The organism is Streptomyces sp. NPDC060027 (assembly GCF_042737005.1).
Taxonomy (GTDB): domain Bacteria; phylum Actinomycetota; class Actinomycetes; order Streptomycetales; family Streptomycetaceae; genus Streptomyces.
The window spans coordinates 52,945-68,495 of sequence record NZ_JBHWVI010000003.1 but is presented as its reverse complement, the minus strand read 5'-3'; the positions used below and the strand labels follow the sequence as shown (position 1 = coordinate 68,495).

Sequence of the window (15,551 nt, the reverse complement as noted above, 5' to 3'; positions counted from 1 at the left end):
GCTCTGACGACGCCCCCCATCCCGTTGGAGAGACCGTGACTCTGGCCGCCCGGATCGACACCGGCGACACAGCCTGGCTGCTCGCCGCCACCGCGCTCGTCCTCCTGATGACCCCCGGCCTCGCCCTGTTCTACGGCGGCATGGTCCGGGCGAAGAGCGTCCTCAACATGCTGATGATGAGCTTCGTGTCCATCGCCCTGGTCACGGTGGTGTGGCTGACCGCCGGATACTCCCTCGCGTTCGGCGAGGACGCGTTCGGCGGGCTCATCGGCGGGCTGCGGCACGCGGGGATGGCCGGGCTCGGGCCCGACAGCGTGCAGGGCACCGTCCCCACCCTGCTCTTCGCCACCTTCCAGCTCACCTTCGCGATCATCACCGCCGCGCTGATCAGCGGGGCGATCGCCGACCGGGCGAAGTTCGGGGCGTGGCTCGTCTTCGTGCCCGCCTGGGCGCTGCTCGTATACGTTCCCGTCGCGCACTGGGTGTGGGGCCCGGGCGGCTGGATCCGCGACGGCCTCGGCGCCCTCGACTTCGCGGGCGGTATGCCGGTCGAGATCACCTCGGGTGCCTCCGGGCTCGCGCTGTGCCTGGTCCTCGGGCCGCGGCTCGGCTTCAAGAAGGACGCCATGCGGCCGCACAACCTGCCCATGGTGATGCTCGGCGCCGGTCTCCTGTGGTTCGGCTGGTTCGGTTTCAACGCCGGGTCCGCCCTCGGGGCCAACGGTCTGGCCGCCGCGGCCTTCCTCAACACCCTGGCCGCCGGCTGCACGGGCCTGCTCGGCTGGCTCCTCGTCGAGCAGCGGCGCGACGGCCACCCGACCACCCTGGGCGCCGCCTCGGGCGCGGTCGCCGGTCTGGTGGCCATCACCCCGTCCTGCGGCGTGGTGTCCCTGCTGGGCGCGCTCGCCGTCGGGCTCGCCGCCGGTGCCGTCTGCTCGTACGCGGTGAGCTGGAAGTTCCGGCTGAACTACGACGACTCGCTGGACGTCGTCGGTGTCCATCTGGTCGGCGGTGTCATCGGCACGCTGCTCATCGGGGTCTTCGCCGTCCACGAGATGACCGGCGGGGCCGAGGGGCTGCTGTACGGCGGCGGGCTCGGCCAGCTCGGCAGGCAGCTGGTCGGTGTGCTGGCCGTCGGGGCGTACGCCTTCGCCGTCACGTACGGACTCGGCAAGCTCATCGACCGGCTCATGGGCCTGCGCGCGGACGAGGAGCACGAGCAGACCGGCCTGGACCTTACGGTGCACGCCGAGAGCGCCTACGATCACGGGGTCCTGGGCCACGGCGCCCCGGTTTCGTCGTCCCTCTCCACCGCGCAGAAGGTAAAGCCCCAGGCATGAAGCTCATCACCGCGATCGTCAAGCCCCACCGACTCGACGAGGTCAAGGCGGCCCTGCAGGAGATCGGCGTGCACGGGCTGACCGTCACCGAGGCCAGCGGCTACGGGCGTCAGCGCGGGCACACCGAGGTGTACCGCGGCGCCGAGTACCGGGTCGACCTGGTCCCCAAGGTGCGCATCGAGGTCGTCGTCGAGGACGCGGACGCCGACGCGGTCATCGACGCGGTGGTGAAGGCCGCGCAGACCGGGAAGATCGGGGACGGAAAGGTGTGGTCCGTACCCGTGGAGACGGTCGTACGGGTACGGACGGGCGAACGCGGGCCCGACGCACTCTGATCGTCACCACCGCCGCGGCGAACGCGGCTCCCACCACCACGGCCACCAGCCACGGCAGCGCGAGGAACGACACCTGCGCCGACTCCCGCGTCCCGGGGGCGCTGGCCGTCAACGTCACGTCGCCCCAGTCGAGTTGAGGCGACCCGTGCCAGGGCGCGGTGAGCCGGACCCGCTGGCCCGGCAGCAGTTCCGAGGGGATGTCCGTGAGCCCGCGGGAGAGCAGGGTCCGCCCGAAGAGACCCTCTGCCCTCAGACGCACCTTCGGGTTCAGCGTCACGTTGCCCGTGTTGTGGAGGGTGTAGGAGACGGCGGCCGTGGCGGCGCCGGTGCCGGGGACCAGCGGCTGGTGGTGGGTGAGTCGGACCTTCTCCACGGCCAGCGCGGGAACCGTCGGTCCGCCGACCCGGAGATAGACACGGGCGGCGACGGCTCGTCGCACCCCGACCGCGAGGGAGCTCCCGCCCGTCTCGATCCGTTCGTCGAGCGCCACCAGCGCGCCCGGATGGTCGCCGGGTTCGGCCTTCGCCGGGACCCTCAGTGTGAACGGCACGGTGACCTTGCCGTGCGCCGGCACGGTGACCCGGGAGCGGGCCGGCCGGGCCCACGCCCCCACCCCGCGCTGCTTCTCCTTCAGCGTGCGCACGGCGAACCCGCCGTCACGGGCGGTGTTGTAGGCGTCGGCCGCGTACAGCCGGAACGTCAGGGCACGGCCGGTCTTGTTGGCGACGGTGACCTTGTCGCGGAGGGTCTGTCCGGGGTCGGCGGAGAGGTAGAAGTACGGCCGCGCGGCGATGCGCGAGGAGACGGGGTAGACCGACCAGCTGCCGTTGTCGGCCGCGTACGAGGGCGTCGCCAGGAAGGCGAGTACGGCAGGGAACAGGGTCAGGAGGAGGACATACGGCTTGCGCATGGGTGCGGACCCCCGCGGACGGCATCGGCGACGTGGGCGGACGAGGTGGACGGGCGGGTGCGCGCCCGGCCACCGGGGTGCGGATGGACCGGTCGAGTGGCGGACCGGTCAGCTGAGCGTCAGCGTGAGCACGCCGGAGTAGGAGCCGGGAGGCGTGAACTCCGGTACGTTCAGCGACAGTCCGGCGTCGACGGTGAACTCACCACCGGTGAGTGTCCCGTTGGGGGCGGACGCCAGGGTCGCTCCCGAGGTGCCGACCGTGCCGGACGAGCCGGCCTGGCAGGTGCTCGGGCTGCCGGCCTTCGTGGCGCAGGCCGGGGTCCAGCTCAGGGCACCGGCATCGATCTTCGCGCCGGGGCCGGTGAAGTCGGTGACCTTGCCGGTCAGGGACCAGCCCGCGGGTCCGCCGCGGAAGTCCTTGACCGTCACCGTCCGCAGGGCGCCCGTGGAGGCCCCGCCCTTGCCGAAGTCGACCGCCGACAGCGCGACGGCGTCCCCGGCCTGGGTCATGGACAGGGTTCCCGCCCTCACCGTGGTGGTGAGCTTCTGACTGCCGTCCGGGACGGGTGTGTCGTCGATGACGACATACGCGGCGGGACCCGCTCCGGTGTCCGGGTCCCAGCTTCCTCCCTCGTACGCGACCACGCCGGTCGTCGTCTTGTCGTTGACGACGAGCGAGCCGCTGAAGGAGCCCTGTGCGTTCGCGGTCACGGTCGCCGTGTCGGCGGTCTGGGTGGCCCCGGACCGTCCGGCGAGGGTGACGGTGGCGCCCGGGGTGAAGTCGCTGCCGGTGACGGTCACGCTGTCACCGGGGTTCCCGGAGGCCGAACCGAGCTGGATGGCCCGGGTGTTGGTCTGTCCGCCGCCCGTCGCGGTGACCGTCTCCGACACCGGGGCGGGCGGGGTGATGACCGTGCACGGGGTGTCCAGCTCCATGATGTAGCTGGTGTGGATGTTGTAGTCGCTCGGCGACAGGGTGATCGCGCCGGGCGCGGTGACGGTGAACGTGCCCGTCATGCTGAACGACGGGAAGGCGCCCTTGCCGGGCACCGGGTCGTTCTTCTTGGGACCGGCGACGGTGACGCTTCCGGTCTGCGCCCCGCCGAGCGCGACCTTGCCGGTGGGCGTCATGATGTCCGCCGGCAGCGCGAGGTCGACGGGGTTGCTGGCGGCGGGCTTGACCACCGTGTAGGTCACGGTGACCGTGTCGCCGACCTTGGGACTCGCGTTGTCCACCGTGATCTTCGCGGTGGTGGTGCCGTCGATCGGCGGGATGCCCGCGATCGCCGGCGGGATGCAGTGCGTACCGAAGTCCACGTTCGTGGAAGCGGCTCCGGCCGGGGCGGCCAGCGCACCTCCCGCGGTGACCGCGAGGACGGTCGCCCCGAGCAGTGCCGCCCAGCGGCGTCTTCGGGTTGTCGGACCCGTGGTTGACATGGTTGTTGCCCCCTCCTGAGGGATGCGGGCGCAGCGGCTCTTCCGCGCCGACAGGGGGCCATTGATGTGCGGGTTGTGTGAGAAGTCAATGGAGTCCCGGAGCAGTGACTGATGGCCCATCAGTTTCTGTCATGGTCATCAACCGGAGCTGTTCTCGGGCGAGTTGTGCGGACTCGGTGCCGCTGCGCGCGGGCGGCACCGGCCCTCACGTCATGTCGCGGTCGGTCGGTCGGTCAGTCGAAGACGAACGGGCCCGGGGACTGCGGCGCGTCGGCCGTGCAGGTGATGGTGATGCCGAAGACCACCATGCTCAGCGAGCCGCCGTAGGTCTCCAGGCTGTCGCCGGGGGCGACGGTGCCGTCCAGGGGGCCCACCGAGACCCCGCCGCCCGCGGCGATGGCGGGGTTCCTCGTGCCGCTGAAGGCGGTGGTCCCGCCGCTCGCGTTCACCAGGGTCAGGGTGGTGCTGACCGAGTTCTCGGAGATGGGGAGCGGGGAGGTGATGGCGGTGGAGCTGAGGGAGATGGTCGCGGCCGTGCCGTCCTGGGTGGCCGTGAGGGTGGCCGCACCGCCGCCACCGAGGGTGCAGGTCGCGTTGATGGTGGCCGTCTGGGGAGTGACCGCCGCGGCGGCCGGCGCGAAGGCCAGACCGGTCGCGGCGAGGGTGCCGGCGGCTAACGCCGCGACGGTTCCGAGTCGCTTGCCTCTCATCGGATTCCCTTCCCTTGCGGGGGAATTGCCATGGGGGGATGGTCGGGACGGGGCCGTCCGCCCTGGGTCCGGGCACACGGGCTCCTCACCTGTGTGCGGTGAGGGTGCGGGGAGACGTGTACGCGGACCGTCCGCGCGTGGGGTGCGGGACGCCGTGCGGCGGCGTGTCTGACGGTCCGTCGGAACGTGCGGTTCCATTGAGGCGCGGGTGACTCACGATTGCAAGGGAAGCGGACCCTTTCCTTCAACGGTCATGGAAAGTGGCCGAAGTCGGACCCCGGGTGCGGGCCGCATCGTGTCCACCGCACGCATCCGCCACCACCTGGGCTTCCACCCCGTGTACCCGTCGCTGTGGACAGTGAGGGATGCCGGGGCGGTGTGACCGGGCGGTCCCATCGGATCGCAGGCTCGCCGACCCCGGTGGACCGCCGGGACTCTCCAGCCCGGCGAGGTTGCTCGGACCGCCCGCACTCGTGGGCTTCGCCCGAGCGTCCGGGCCCGCGGGACCCCGAGGCGCCCGGCCCCCTCACTCGGTCCCCGGCTCGGCGATCAGGGCCGTGGCCACCCGCCGGAAACCCAGCCGGCCGTAGATGCGGGCCACGTCGTCGTCACCGGCGGACAGGAACACCGTGTCGACGCCCCGCGTCCGGGCGTCGGCCACCAGGGCGGCGGTCACCGCGAGGGCCAGCCCGCGCCGCCGCGCGGCGGGCAGGGTGCCGACGCCCGCGACCTCGCTCACCCCGCCGACGGGCATATGCATCCCGGAGCAGAGGACCACGCCGTCCTCGACGGCCGCGGCCACCACCGTGCGGTCCGCGCGGACGCGCTCCGCCGCGGCGGGCAGTTCACCGGCCCGGGCGGTGATCTCGGCGGCCAGTTCGGCGGGCCCGGCAGGGCCGAGGGCGGTGCCCGGCGCCGCGAACGCCACGTGCGGGACCGCCAGCGCACCGGCCAGGGACGGGTCGTCGGGGCCGAGTACGCGAACGAGGGGGTGCGGGTCCGGGAGGGCGGCGTCCGGGTCGTCGCCCTCCCGGACCATCAGAGGGTGCGCGTGCACCCGCAGCCCCGTCGCCTCGACGGCCTCCCGCAGGTCGGGTGTCACCTCGGCCACCCACTCGAACGCCTCCGGCACCCCGAGCTCGCGCTGCCGGGCCCGTACCCGGTCGACGTCCTCGGCGGTCGCGGCCGGGCCCGTCCAGTCCGGTGTGGGGCGCGCGTAGTACGGCCAGCCCGGGGACTCCCGGACGAAGAGGGTGAGCGGGCCGAAGTCCTCGGCCCGCGCGGCGGCACGCGGTACCGCGTCGTAGTACTGCTCCAGTCGGCCGAGCGATGCGTTCACGGTGGTCATAGCGTCATCCAAGACGACCGTCCCGGGGGAGTCATCCGATTTCGGCCGCGCTCAGTCCACCCCCTTGATCCGCCCCACCAGCACCGCCCCCGCGAGACCGATCACCGCCGCGACCAGGTACAGCACCCGGTACCCGCCCAGATACGTCACGATCGGTGCCGCCAGCACGGGCGCGGCGACCTGGGGGAGGGCGTTGGCGATGTTGATGACGCCGAGATCCTTGCCGCGGTCGAGTGCCTTGGGCAGGACATCGGTCATCAGGGCGAAGTCGACGGAGGTGAAGACGCCGAAGCCGACGCCGAGGACGGCCGCGGCGACGATCGCGCCGGGCCAGGTCTGCCACCCGGCCAGCGCCGCCGTGGCCACCGCCATCAGGACGCCGGACCAGATCACGAACGGCTTGCGGCGGCCCAGCCGGTCCGACCACACGCCGCCCACCACGACCGTGGCGAGCAGCGTGACACCGTTCACCGCCGTGAGGATCAGAACACCCTGCTCGGGGTCGTCGTGGTGCAGCCGGTCCCGCAGGTAGTAGAGCAGGTACAGCAGCACGAGGGCGTTGCTGAGGTTGATGAGGAAACGGGTCAGCCAGGCCCAGGCCAGGTCGGGGTGCTCGCGCGGGCTCAGCCGGAACGAGGCGAGGAAGGCACGCCAGGACCAGGGCGGGCGGGCCGACTCCGGCAACCGCAGGTCCTCGTGGCGGAGCACGTACGGCAGGACGCCCACCAGGGTGAACACCGCGCACGCCGCGTACCCGCCGCCGGTGCCCCCGGCCACCGTCGCGAGTCCCGTGCCGCCGACCACGCCGAGGATCTGCGCGGCGCCCAGCCAGCCGCCCACGGAACCGCGTTGGAGCCGCGGCACCCGGTCGGGGACGGCCGCCGTCACCGCGGCGAACGCGGCGTTCAGGGTCAGCTGGACCAGGCACCAGCCCGCCGCCATGGTCCACACGCCGCCCGCTCCCGCGAGAAGCAGCAGGGACAGCGCGCCGCCGGCCGCTCCGGCCACGATCCACGGCGTACGGCGGCCCCGGCGCGCGGTCGTCCGGTCGGAGAGCGCGCCGAAGAGGGGGTTGGCGACCAGCGAGACGACCGCGCCCGCGCCCGTGACCCAGGCCAGCATCGCCTCCTTGGACAGGCCGGTGCCGGGCGCGAAGTCCTCCGCCTGGGAGGCGAGGAGGATCTGCAGCGGGCCGTACCAGCCCACCCAGATCGCTCCGTTGGCGAGCGACAGCGCCGAGGTCCAGCCCCGGCCGACCCGCTCGACGGGCTCGGCGAGGGCCGCCGCGGGTATGACCGGGTCGGCGGCGGTCATCTCTGCGCCCGCAGGGCGTCCCGCAGCCAGCCGTACGAGGCCTTCGGGGTCCGTTCCAGCGTGTCGTAGTCGACGTGGACGAGGCCGAAGCGGCGCGCGTACCCCTCCGCCCACTCGAAGTTGTCCATCAGCGACCAGACGAAGTAGCCGCGTACGTCGACGCCCTGCTCCAACGCCCGGTGCAGCGCCCGGACATGGCCGTCCAGGAAGGCGATCCGCTCCTGGTCGTCGATACCGTCGTACGAGCAGCCGTTCTCGGTGATGACGACGGGCGGGAGCCGGTCGCCGTAACGCTCGCGGAAGCCGACCAGCAGTTCGGTGAGCGCCTCGGGCACCACCGGCCAGCCGAAGTCGGTGACCGGGTATCCCTCCAGTTCCTTGACGGTGAAGGGCAGTTCGGCGGGCAGGGTGAGTCCGCCGAACTCGATCTCCGCGCCCTCGGGAGCGCCCACCTTGGTCGGCTGGTAGTAGTTGATCCCGTACCAGTCGACCGGCTCGCCGATGATCTTCAGGTCCGACTCGACGTCGCCGGGCATCAACTCGCCGATGCCTTCGGGGTACCGGCCGAGCAGGACGGGGTCGGCGAAGAGGCGGTTGAGCAGGAGGTCGTAGAAGTCGGCCGCCTCCACGTCCTCGGTTCGGTCCGAGGCCGCCCAGGTCGGGCCGTGCGAGTTGGCGATCCCGATGTCGCCCGCCCCGGCCGCGCGCAGGGCCCGTACGGCGAGACCGTGGGCGAGGAGCTGGTGGTGGGCCACCGGCAGGGCGTCGAACAGGAGCTGCTTGCCGGGGGCGTGCGCGCCGAGCGCGTGGCCCAACAGGGTGTGTTCGGCGGGTTCGTTGAGGGTGATCCACTTCTTGACGCGGTCGCCGAGGCGTCCGGCGACGACTGCGGCGTACTCGGCGAACCGTTCGGCGGTGTCCCGGTCCATCCAGTCCAGCTCCGCCGGCAGGTCCCAGTGGAAGAGGGTCGGCACGGGCCGTATGCCGGCCGCGCACAGGGCGTCGGTCAGGCGGTCGTAGAAGTCGAGGCCGCCGGGGGAGTTCACCCGGGGCCAGGAGACCGAGAAGCGGTACGCGTCCACGCCGAGGCCGGCCAGGAGTGCCACGTCCTTCGGGTAGCGGTGGACGTGGTCGCAGGCCACCGCCGCCGTGGAGCCGTCCTTGATGTGCCCGGGCCCGGCGCTGAAGGCGTCCCACACCGAGGGGGCGCGTTCGTCCGCTGCCCCCTCGATCTGGTGGGCCGAGGTTGACACGCCCCAGAGGAAACCGGGCGGGAACTGCGGGAGGGGGTTGGTCGCCATGCGCGCGATCATCTGTACCGGCGGTAACGGAAGTCAACGGTTCGGCGTGAACCAGCGTTCCTCCGGCTCCCTCGTCCCCGGGGCCTGCGCGGGGACCTGGTTCTAGGCGCCTTCCTTCAGCACCCGAGAGATCAGTTCGCGCTGGTCCTCCGTGAGTCTCGGGTCGGCGGCGTGGACCGTCCTCCCGTCCACGGTGATCCGATAGCTGAAGCCGTCCGGGACGCCGGCCGGGGGCGTGCCCCGGCCGGCGGCGAACGCCCGCTCGGCCAGGGTGTGCCATTCGGCGGCGTCGGGCCGTCCCGAGGTGTCCACCTCGGCATGACGCTCGATGCCCGCGAACCCGCCCGTGCGCCTCACCTGAATACGCATGGGTCCTGTCTAGTACGAGTCGGGCGCCGGGGCCATGCGCCCGGGGCCATGTGGCCAGGGTCTGCCGTGCCCGGGGTCAGGGGCCCGGGGTCATGCGGAGACCCCGACCTGCTCCCAGGCCTTCGTCACGGCCAGCAGTTCCTCGCCCTCGCTGAACCGGGACCGCGCCGCGGCGAGCGTGAGCCGCGCGAAGTCCGAGAAGAGAGCCTGCTGGGGCAGCTCCCCGCCGGTGAGGACGTCGTACCAGATCTGCCCGGCCCGCTCCCACGCGTGGCCGCCGAGGGCCTGGGCGACGAGATAGAAGGCGTGGTTGGGGATGCCGGAGTTGATGTGGACGCCGCCGTTGTCCCGGCCGGTGCGGACATAGCCGTCCATCGTCCCGGGCTGCGGGTCCTTGCCGAGGACGTCGTCGTCGTACGCCGTGCCCGGCTCCTTCATGGAGCGCAGGGCGGTGCCGGTGATCCGCGGGGCGAGCAGCCCGGCGCCGATCAGCCAGTCGGCCTCGGCGGCGGTCTGGCCGAGTGTGTACTGCTTGATCAGTGAGCCGAAGACGTCCGACATGGACTCGTTCAGGGCGCCCGGCTGGCCGAAGTAGGTGAGGTTCGCCGTGTACTGCGTGACGCCGTGGGTCAGCTCGTGGCCGATGACGTCGACCGGGATGGTGAAGTCGAGGAAGATCTCGCCGTCACCGTCGCCGAACACCATCTGCTCGCCGTTCCAGAAGGCGTTGTTGTAGTTCGCGTCGAAGTGCACGGTGGCGTCGAGCGCCAGGCCCTCGCCGTTGATCGAGGTGCGCCCGTACGCCTTCAGATAGAGCTCGAAGGTCGCGCCGAGGCCGGCGTACGCGCGGTTGACCGTCGCGTCCTTGCCCGGCTTGTCGCCCTCGCCGCGGACCTTCCTGCCGGGGAGGTCCTGGCGGTGGCGGGCATCGTAGATCGTCCGGTGCGGTTTCTGCTCGGCGGTCTCCGCGGGCGCGGCCACGGCGGGCGCGCCGATGACGGTGGTCAGTCGCCGGTGGGTGCGCTCGTAGGCGTCGCGCTCCAGGGTCTGGCGCGCGGGACCGGAGAGCGCCGGGTCCTCGTGGCGGGCGAGCTTGTCGAGGACATGGGGCGGCACGATGGTGCAGTGAACGGGCTCGAAGCCCCCGTTGGTCTTCATGCCCGGCACCCTTGCACTGAGTGATCCCCATGTCACTACGTGCAACCATGATTGGTGAAATGCGGAGATAAGGAGGCCGGGATTCCGCCCGGAAGTGGTATGGCGCACTTTTTGTCCCTTTCGGGGGGTGCGGTCCCGCATACTGATACAACCCTCCGTACGGAGCGCGGCTCGGCTAGGCTGCGGAGCATCATGCGTTTCGGGCTGCTTCTCCTTAGCTGCCGCGGCGAGGGCCTGTAGTCGAGGCCGACCCCCTCCCCGCGGAGTCTGGCGTTGCGCCGTCGGCCGTCCTTTCGGACATCCTGAGGAGCCCACGCATCATGGCGAACAGCCAGAGCAGCCAGCAGACCCGTGTCAACCGTCAGCGGCCCACGTCGATGCCGGTCCACAAGTACGGCCGGTACGACCAGGTCGACATCCCCGACCGCGACTGGCCGAACAACCGGATCACCGTCGCCCCCCGCTGGCTCTCCACCGACCTGCGCGACGGCAACCAGGCCCTGATCGACCCCATGTCGCCCGCGCGCAAGCGTGAGATGTTCGACCTGCTGGTGAAGATGGGCTACAAGGAGATCGAGGTCGGCTTCCCGGCGTCGGGCCAGACGGACTTCGACTTCGTCCGCTCGATCATCGAGGACGAGACCGCGATCCCGGACGACGTCACGATCTCCGTACTGACCCAGGCCCGCGAGGACCTGATCGAGCGGACCGTCGAGTCGCTGAAGGGCGCCAAGCGCGCCAACGTGCACCTGTACAACGCGACCGCCCCGGTCTTCCGCCGCGTCGTCTTCCGCGGCTCCAAGGACGACATCAAGCAGATCGCCGTCGACGGCACGCGCCTGGTCGTCGAGTACGCGGAGAAGCTGCTGGGCCCCGAGACCGAGTTCGGCTACCAGTACAGCCCCGAGATCTTCACCGACACCGAGCTGGACTTCGCCCTGGAGGTCTGCGAGGCGGTCATGGACGTCTGGCAGCCCGGCCCGGGCCGCGAGATCATCCTCAACCTGCCCGCCACCGTGGAGCGTTCGACCCCCTCCACGCACGCGGACCGCTTCGAGTGGATGGGACGCCACCTGTCCCGCCGCGAGTACGTCTGCCTGTCGATCCACCCCCACAACGACCGCGGCACGGCCGTCGCCGCCGCCGAGCTGGCGCTGATGGCCGGCGCCGACCGTGTCGAGGGCTGCCTGTTCGGCCAGGGCGAACGCACCGGCAACGTCGACCTGGTCACCCTGGGCATGAACCTGTTCTCGCAGGGCGTCGACCCGCAGATCGACTTCTCCGACATCGACGAGATCCGTCGTACGTGGGAGTACTGCAACCAGATGGAGGTCCACGCGCGCCACCCGTACGTGGGCGACCTGGTCTACACGTCCTTCTCCGGCTCCCACCAGGACGCCATCAAGAAGGGCTTCGACGCGATGGAGGCCGACGCGGCCGCCAGGGGCGTCACCGTCGACGACATCGAGTGGGCCGTCCCGTACCTGCCCATCGACCCGAAGGACGTCGGCCGCTCCTACGAGGCCGTCATCCGCGTCAACTCGCAGTCGGGCAAGGGTGGTATCGCGTACGTCCTGAAGAACGACCACAAGCTGGACCTGCCGCGCCGGATGCAGATCGAGTTCTCGAAGATCATCCAGGCCAAGACGGACGCCGAGGGCGGCGAGGTCACGCCGAAGGACATCTGGGCGGCCTTCCAGGACGAGTTCCTGCCCAACCCCGAGAACCCGTGGGGCCGTATCCAGGTCAGGACCGGCCAGTCCACCACGGACAAGGACGGCGTCGACACCCTGACCGTCGAGGCCACGGTCGACGGCACGGACACCGTCCTGAGCGGCACCGGCAACGGTCCGATCTCCGCCTTCTTCGACGCCCTGCAGTCCATCGGCGTCGACGTACGCCTGCTCGACTACCAGGAGCACACGATGAGCGAGGGTGCCTCCGCGCAGGCCGCCTCGTACATCGAATGCGCGATCGGCGACAAGGTTCTGTGGGGAATCGGCATCGACGCGAATACGACACGCGCCTCGCTGAAGGCCGTCGTCTCCGCCGTCAACCGCGCGGCCCGCTGACCTCGTTCACCTGGTTCTTTCCGGCCCCGTCCGCCTTCCGAGGCGGGCGGGGCCCGGTCGTATACCGGCCAATCCATGTGCAGGTCACGAGCAGGTCTCGTCCTGGGTACTGACTCAGCCTCAACAATGTGGCTAACATCACGCCAACACGGCGATGTTGCCGTGGCATTACGGAGGTGTGCGACGTGCTGCCAGGATGGGGACGAAACGGTCGTGCAGTTCAGGTTCCCCGCATCCTGGGCACCCGTACGGCATGGAACACGGTCGGTGACGGTGAGTTCTTCTGCCCCGGCTGCGGAGGCGACCGCAATTACCAACGGCTGGCCGGCCGCCGCCGCTTCACCCTTCTGGGCGTTCCGGTGATTCCGCGCGGCGAGACCGGGCCCGTCGTCGAATGCGCCGCCTGCCGACACCACTACGGCGCCGACGTCCTGGACCACCCGACCACCACCCGCTTCTCCGCGATGCTCCGCGACGCCGTCCACACCGTCGCCCTCGCGGTCCTCGCGGCGGGGGGCGGCTGTGCCCGCTCGTCCCTGGAGACCGCCGCCGCGGCCGTCCGCTCGGCCGGCTTCGACGACTGCACGGAGGACCAGCTCGGCGCCCTCGTCGAGGCCCTCGCCGCCGACACGGGCCGCTTCTTCGGCGAGCCCTGCGGAGCGAGCCTGGCCATAGAACTCCACGAGGCCCTGGACCCGCTGGCCCCGCACCTCGCCCCGACCGGCCGCGAGGCGATCCTCCTCCAGGGTGCCCGCATCGCCCTCGCCGACGGGCCGTACACCCCCGCCGAACGGGACGTCCTGGCCACCGTGGGCGCGGCCCTGACGATCTGCTCGGACGACGTGACCCGCCTCCTGGCGACGGCACGGACGCCGTCGTAGGCCCGCTCCACCCCGCCGCACCGTTACTCCCCGGGGAGTAGTCCGGCCCCCGGGCCACCCCTCGCAGTACCCGCGAACTCGCCCTTCCGCGCGACGAATGCCGCCCCTCGCGCCGGGAGTCTGGTGTCTGTCCAGACATTCCGCGAGAAGGGGAGGACCCCGCCATGGGGCCCGAGAAGGCCGGAAAGACGAGGAGAGGCCCAGGACGGCGGACCGCCGTGCCCTGGGTGCTGCTCGGGCTGTGGGTGGCCGTACTGGCCGCCGTCGGGCCGTTCGCGGCGAAGCTCGCGGACGTGCAGCATGACCGTGCCGTGGACTATCTGCCGGCGAGCGCCGACTCCACCCAGGCCGCCAGGATCGAGGACCGGCTGCCCGGCGGCGAGGCCACCGAACTGGTCCTCGTCTACCACCGCGACGGAGGACTCCGCGCCGCCGACCGGGCCACGGCGGCCCGCCAGGTCTCCCAGGTGACCCGGGCCAACCCCCTCACCGGCACCCCCGAGGCCGTGCCCTCCCGGGACGGCAGCACGCTGATGTACGCCGTCGCCAGCACCGCGCCCGGCACCGACGAGAAGAAGCGCGACGCGTTCGTGAACGACGTACGCGACGTCGCCCGGGACGCGGACGGGATGAGCGTCGACGTCGGCGGGCCCGGCGCCCTCGCCACCGACGCCGGCGAGGTGTACAACTCCCTCGGCGGACCGCTGCTCTACACCACGGTGGGCGTGGTCGCCGTCCTGCTGATCCTCATCTACCGCAGCCCGCTGCTGTGGCTCGTGCCGCTCGCCGTCGCGGGCGTCGCCGACTATCTGTCGATGGGCGTCGCCTACGGACTCCACCAGGCGTTCGGCACCAGCGTCTCCGGCCAGAGCTCGGGCGTGATGACGATCCTCGTCTTCGGCGCCGGAACCGACTACGCGCTGCTGATCATCTCCCGCTACCGCGAGGAACTACGGCGCGTGGAACGGCCCTACGACGCCATGAAGGAGGCCCTGCGCGGCTGCGGGCCCGCCGTGCTCGCCTCCTCCGGCACCGTCGCCGCCGGACTGCTCTGCCTGCTCGCCGCCGACCTCAACAGCAGCCGGGGCATGGGCCCGACGGGCACGGTCGGGGTGCTCTGCGCCCTGCTCGCCATGCTGACCCTGCTGCCCGCCGTGCTCGTCCTGCTCGGGCGCCGGGTGTTCTGGCCGCTGGTCCCCGCCTACGGCGCCGAGCCCAAGGCGCGGCGCGGCCTGTTCGCCGCGATGGGGTCCTCCGCCGGACGCCGGCCGCTCGTCGTCCTCGCGAGCGGAGCCGTCCTGCTCGGCGCACTCGCCCTCGGCACCCTGAACCTGCCGGGCCCGCTCAAGCAGCAGGACTCCTTCGTCGACCGGCCCGACTCGGTCGCCGCGATGGAGATACTCGCCCGCGCCTACCCGGGCAAGGGCACCCAGCCGATCACCGTGATCACCCCCACCGGCCGGGCGGACGCGGCGCTGGCCGCGGTGCGCGGCCACGCCGGGGTCGCGAGCGCCGAGCGCGGGCGGAGCGAGGGAGGCTGGACGGAGATCTCCGTCATCGCGCGCGGCGCGCCCCAGTCGGCGGCCGAGACCGCCACGATCAAGGCGTTGCGCGAGGACCTCGGCGGATCGTACGTCGGGGGCCCGAGCGCCCAGCAGATCGACCTCCAGGACACCAACGCCCGCGACCGGCTCGTCGTCGTGCCCATCGTGCTCGCCTCCGTCCTGCTGATCCTCGTCGCACTGCTGCGCAGCCTGGTCGCCCCGCTGCTGCTCGTCGCCGCCGTGATCGCGGTGTGGGGCGCGGCACTCGGCATCGGCGGCCTCGTCTTCGGACCGCTGTTCGGGTTCGAGGGGACCGATCCCGGCCTCGGCCTGCTGTCCTTCGTGTTCCTGGTCGCCCTAGGCGTCGACTACGGGATCTTCCTCATGCACCGGATGCGGGAGGAATCCCTGTCCGGCGCCGAACCGGCCGCCGCCGCGCTCACCGCGCTGCGCACCACGGGAGGCGTGATCGCCTCGGCCGGCCTCGTCCTCGCGGCCACCTTCGCGGTGCTCACGAACATGGGGCTCCTCCAGCTCGTCGAGCTCGGCTTCGTCATCTCGGTCGGGGTGCTGCTCGACACCTTCCTCGTCCGTACGTACCTGGTGACCAGCGCGAGCGTGGCGCTGGGACGGAAGGTGTGGTGGCCGGGCGGCCTCTCGCGCGAGCCGGACACCGAGGAGGCGGGGCGGCAGGAGCCCGTCCCCGTCGGCTGAGCCGCCCGGCTCGGCCCCGGCCGCCGGGCCGACATGGCCTTCGGACTCCGGACGCCGAGCCGGCCGGCCCTCGCACAACGGACATCGGGCGCCCCTCCTCTCCCGGAGGGGCGCCCCC

General features: G+C 71.8%; 12 protein-coding genes and 1 pseudogene. 5 read left to right on the top strand and 8 right to left on the bottom strand.

Annotated features, from left to right (window positions below):
* The first annotated feature begins 35 nt into the window (after positions 1-35).
* Positions 36-1,340 (top strand): ammonium transporter, encoded by a 1,305-nt coding sequence (locus ACFWBT_RS01525; RefSeq protein ID WP_385694447.1) that lies wholly within the window; start codon positions 36-38, stop codon positions 1,338-1,340.
* A complete protein-coding gene (locus tag ACFWBT_RS01520) occupies positions 1,337-1,675 on the top strand; it encodes a P-II family nitrogen regulator (RefSeq protein ID WP_385694445.1) in 339 nt (112 codons plus the stop codon). The genes ACFWBT_RS01525 and ACFWBT_RS01520 overlap by 4 nt, the downstream gene beginning before the upstream one ends.
* Here ACFWBT_RS01520 and ACFWBT_RS01515 read toward each other — a convergent pair.
* The 8 genes and pseudogenes from ACFWBT_RS01515 to ACFWBT_RS01480 form a co-directional block, all read right to left on the bottom strand.
* A pseudogene (locus ACFWBT_RS01515) lies at positions 1,572-2,585 on the bottom strand (WxL protein peptidoglycan domain-containing protein); the annotation flags it as partial. The gene ACFWBT_RS01520 and the pseudogene ACFWBT_RS01515 overlap by 104 nt on opposite strands.
* A 108-nt stretch (positions 2,586-2,693) precedes the next feature.
* The gene (locus ACFWBT_RS01510) at positions 2,694-4,022 is read right to left on the bottom strand and encodes a beta-xylosidase (protein WP_385694442.1); all 1,329 of its coding nucleotides are present in this window, start codon (positions 4,020-4,022) and stop codon (positions 2,694-2,696) included.
* 233 nt (positions 4,023-4,255) lie between these two features.
* Positions 4,256-4,732 (bottom strand): hypothetical protein, encoded by a 477-nt coding sequence (locus tag ACFWBT_RS01505; protein WP_385694439.1) that lies wholly within the window; start codon positions 4,730-4,732, stop codon positions 4,256-4,258.
* 526 nt (positions 4,733-5,258) lie between these two features.
* On the bottom strand, positions 5,259-6,080 hold the full coding sequence (locus ACFWBT_RS01500) for a GNAT family N-acetyltransferase (protein WP_385694437.1): 822 nt from the start codon (positions 6,078-6,080) through the stop codon (positions 5,259-5,261).
* Between the two features lie 51 nt (positions 6,081-6,131).
* Positions 6,132-7,394 (bottom strand): MFS transporter, encoded by a 1,263-nt coding sequence (locus ACFWBT_RS01495; protein WP_385694434.1) that lies wholly within the window; start codon positions 7,392-7,394, stop codon positions 6,132-6,134.
* The gene (locus tag ACFWBT_RS01490; RefSeq protein ID WP_385694431.1) at positions 7,391-8,707 is read right to left on the bottom strand and encodes a GH1 family beta-glucosidase; all 1,317 of its coding nucleotides are present in this window, start codon (positions 8,705-8,707) and stop codon (positions 7,391-7,393) included. The genes ACFWBT_RS01495 and ACFWBT_RS01490 overlap by 4 nt, the downstream gene beginning before the upstream one ends.
* 90 nt (positions 8,708-8,797) lie before the next feature.
* Positions 8,798-9,064 (bottom strand): protealysin inhibitor emfourin, encoded by a 267-nt coding sequence (locus ACFWBT_RS01485; protein WP_385694429.1) that lies wholly within the window; start codon positions 9,062-9,064, stop codon positions 8,798-8,800.
* 90 nt (positions 9,065-9,154) lie between these two features.
* Positions 9,155-10,222 carry a M4 family metallopeptidase gene (locus tag ACFWBT_RS01480; RefSeq protein ID WP_385694427.1) on the bottom strand — a complete coding sequence of 356 codons (1,068 nt, stop codon included), beginning with the start codon at positions 10,220-10,222 and terminating at the stop codon, positions 9,155-9,157.
* A 320-nt stretch (positions 10,223-10,542) separates the two neighbouring features.
* Between ACFWBT_RS01480 and leuA the strand changes: the two genes are divergently transcribed.
* The 3 genes from leuA (at position 10,543) to ACFWBT_RS01465 (ending at position 15,433) form a co-directional block, all read left to right on the top strand.
* A complete protein-coding gene (leuA, locus tag ACFWBT_RS01475; RefSeq protein WP_385694425.1) occupies positions 10,543-12,294 on the top strand; it encodes a 2-isopropylmalate synthase in 1,752 nt (583 codons plus the stop codon).
* Positions 12,295-12,479: 185 nt separating this feature from the next.
* The gene (locus ACFWBT_RS01470) at positions 12,480-13,175 is read left to right on the top strand and encodes a TerB family tellurite resistance protein (protein ID WP_385694423.1); all 696 of its coding nucleotides are present in this window, start codon (positions 12,480-12,482) and stop codon (positions 13,173-13,175) included.
* Between the two features lie 164 nt (positions 13,176-13,339).
* A complete protein-coding gene (locus ACFWBT_RS01465; RefSeq protein ID WP_385694421.1) occupies positions 13,340-15,433 on the top strand; it encodes an MMPL family transporter in 2,094 nt (697 codons plus the stop codon).
* Positions 15,434-15,551: the final 118 nt, after the last annotated feature.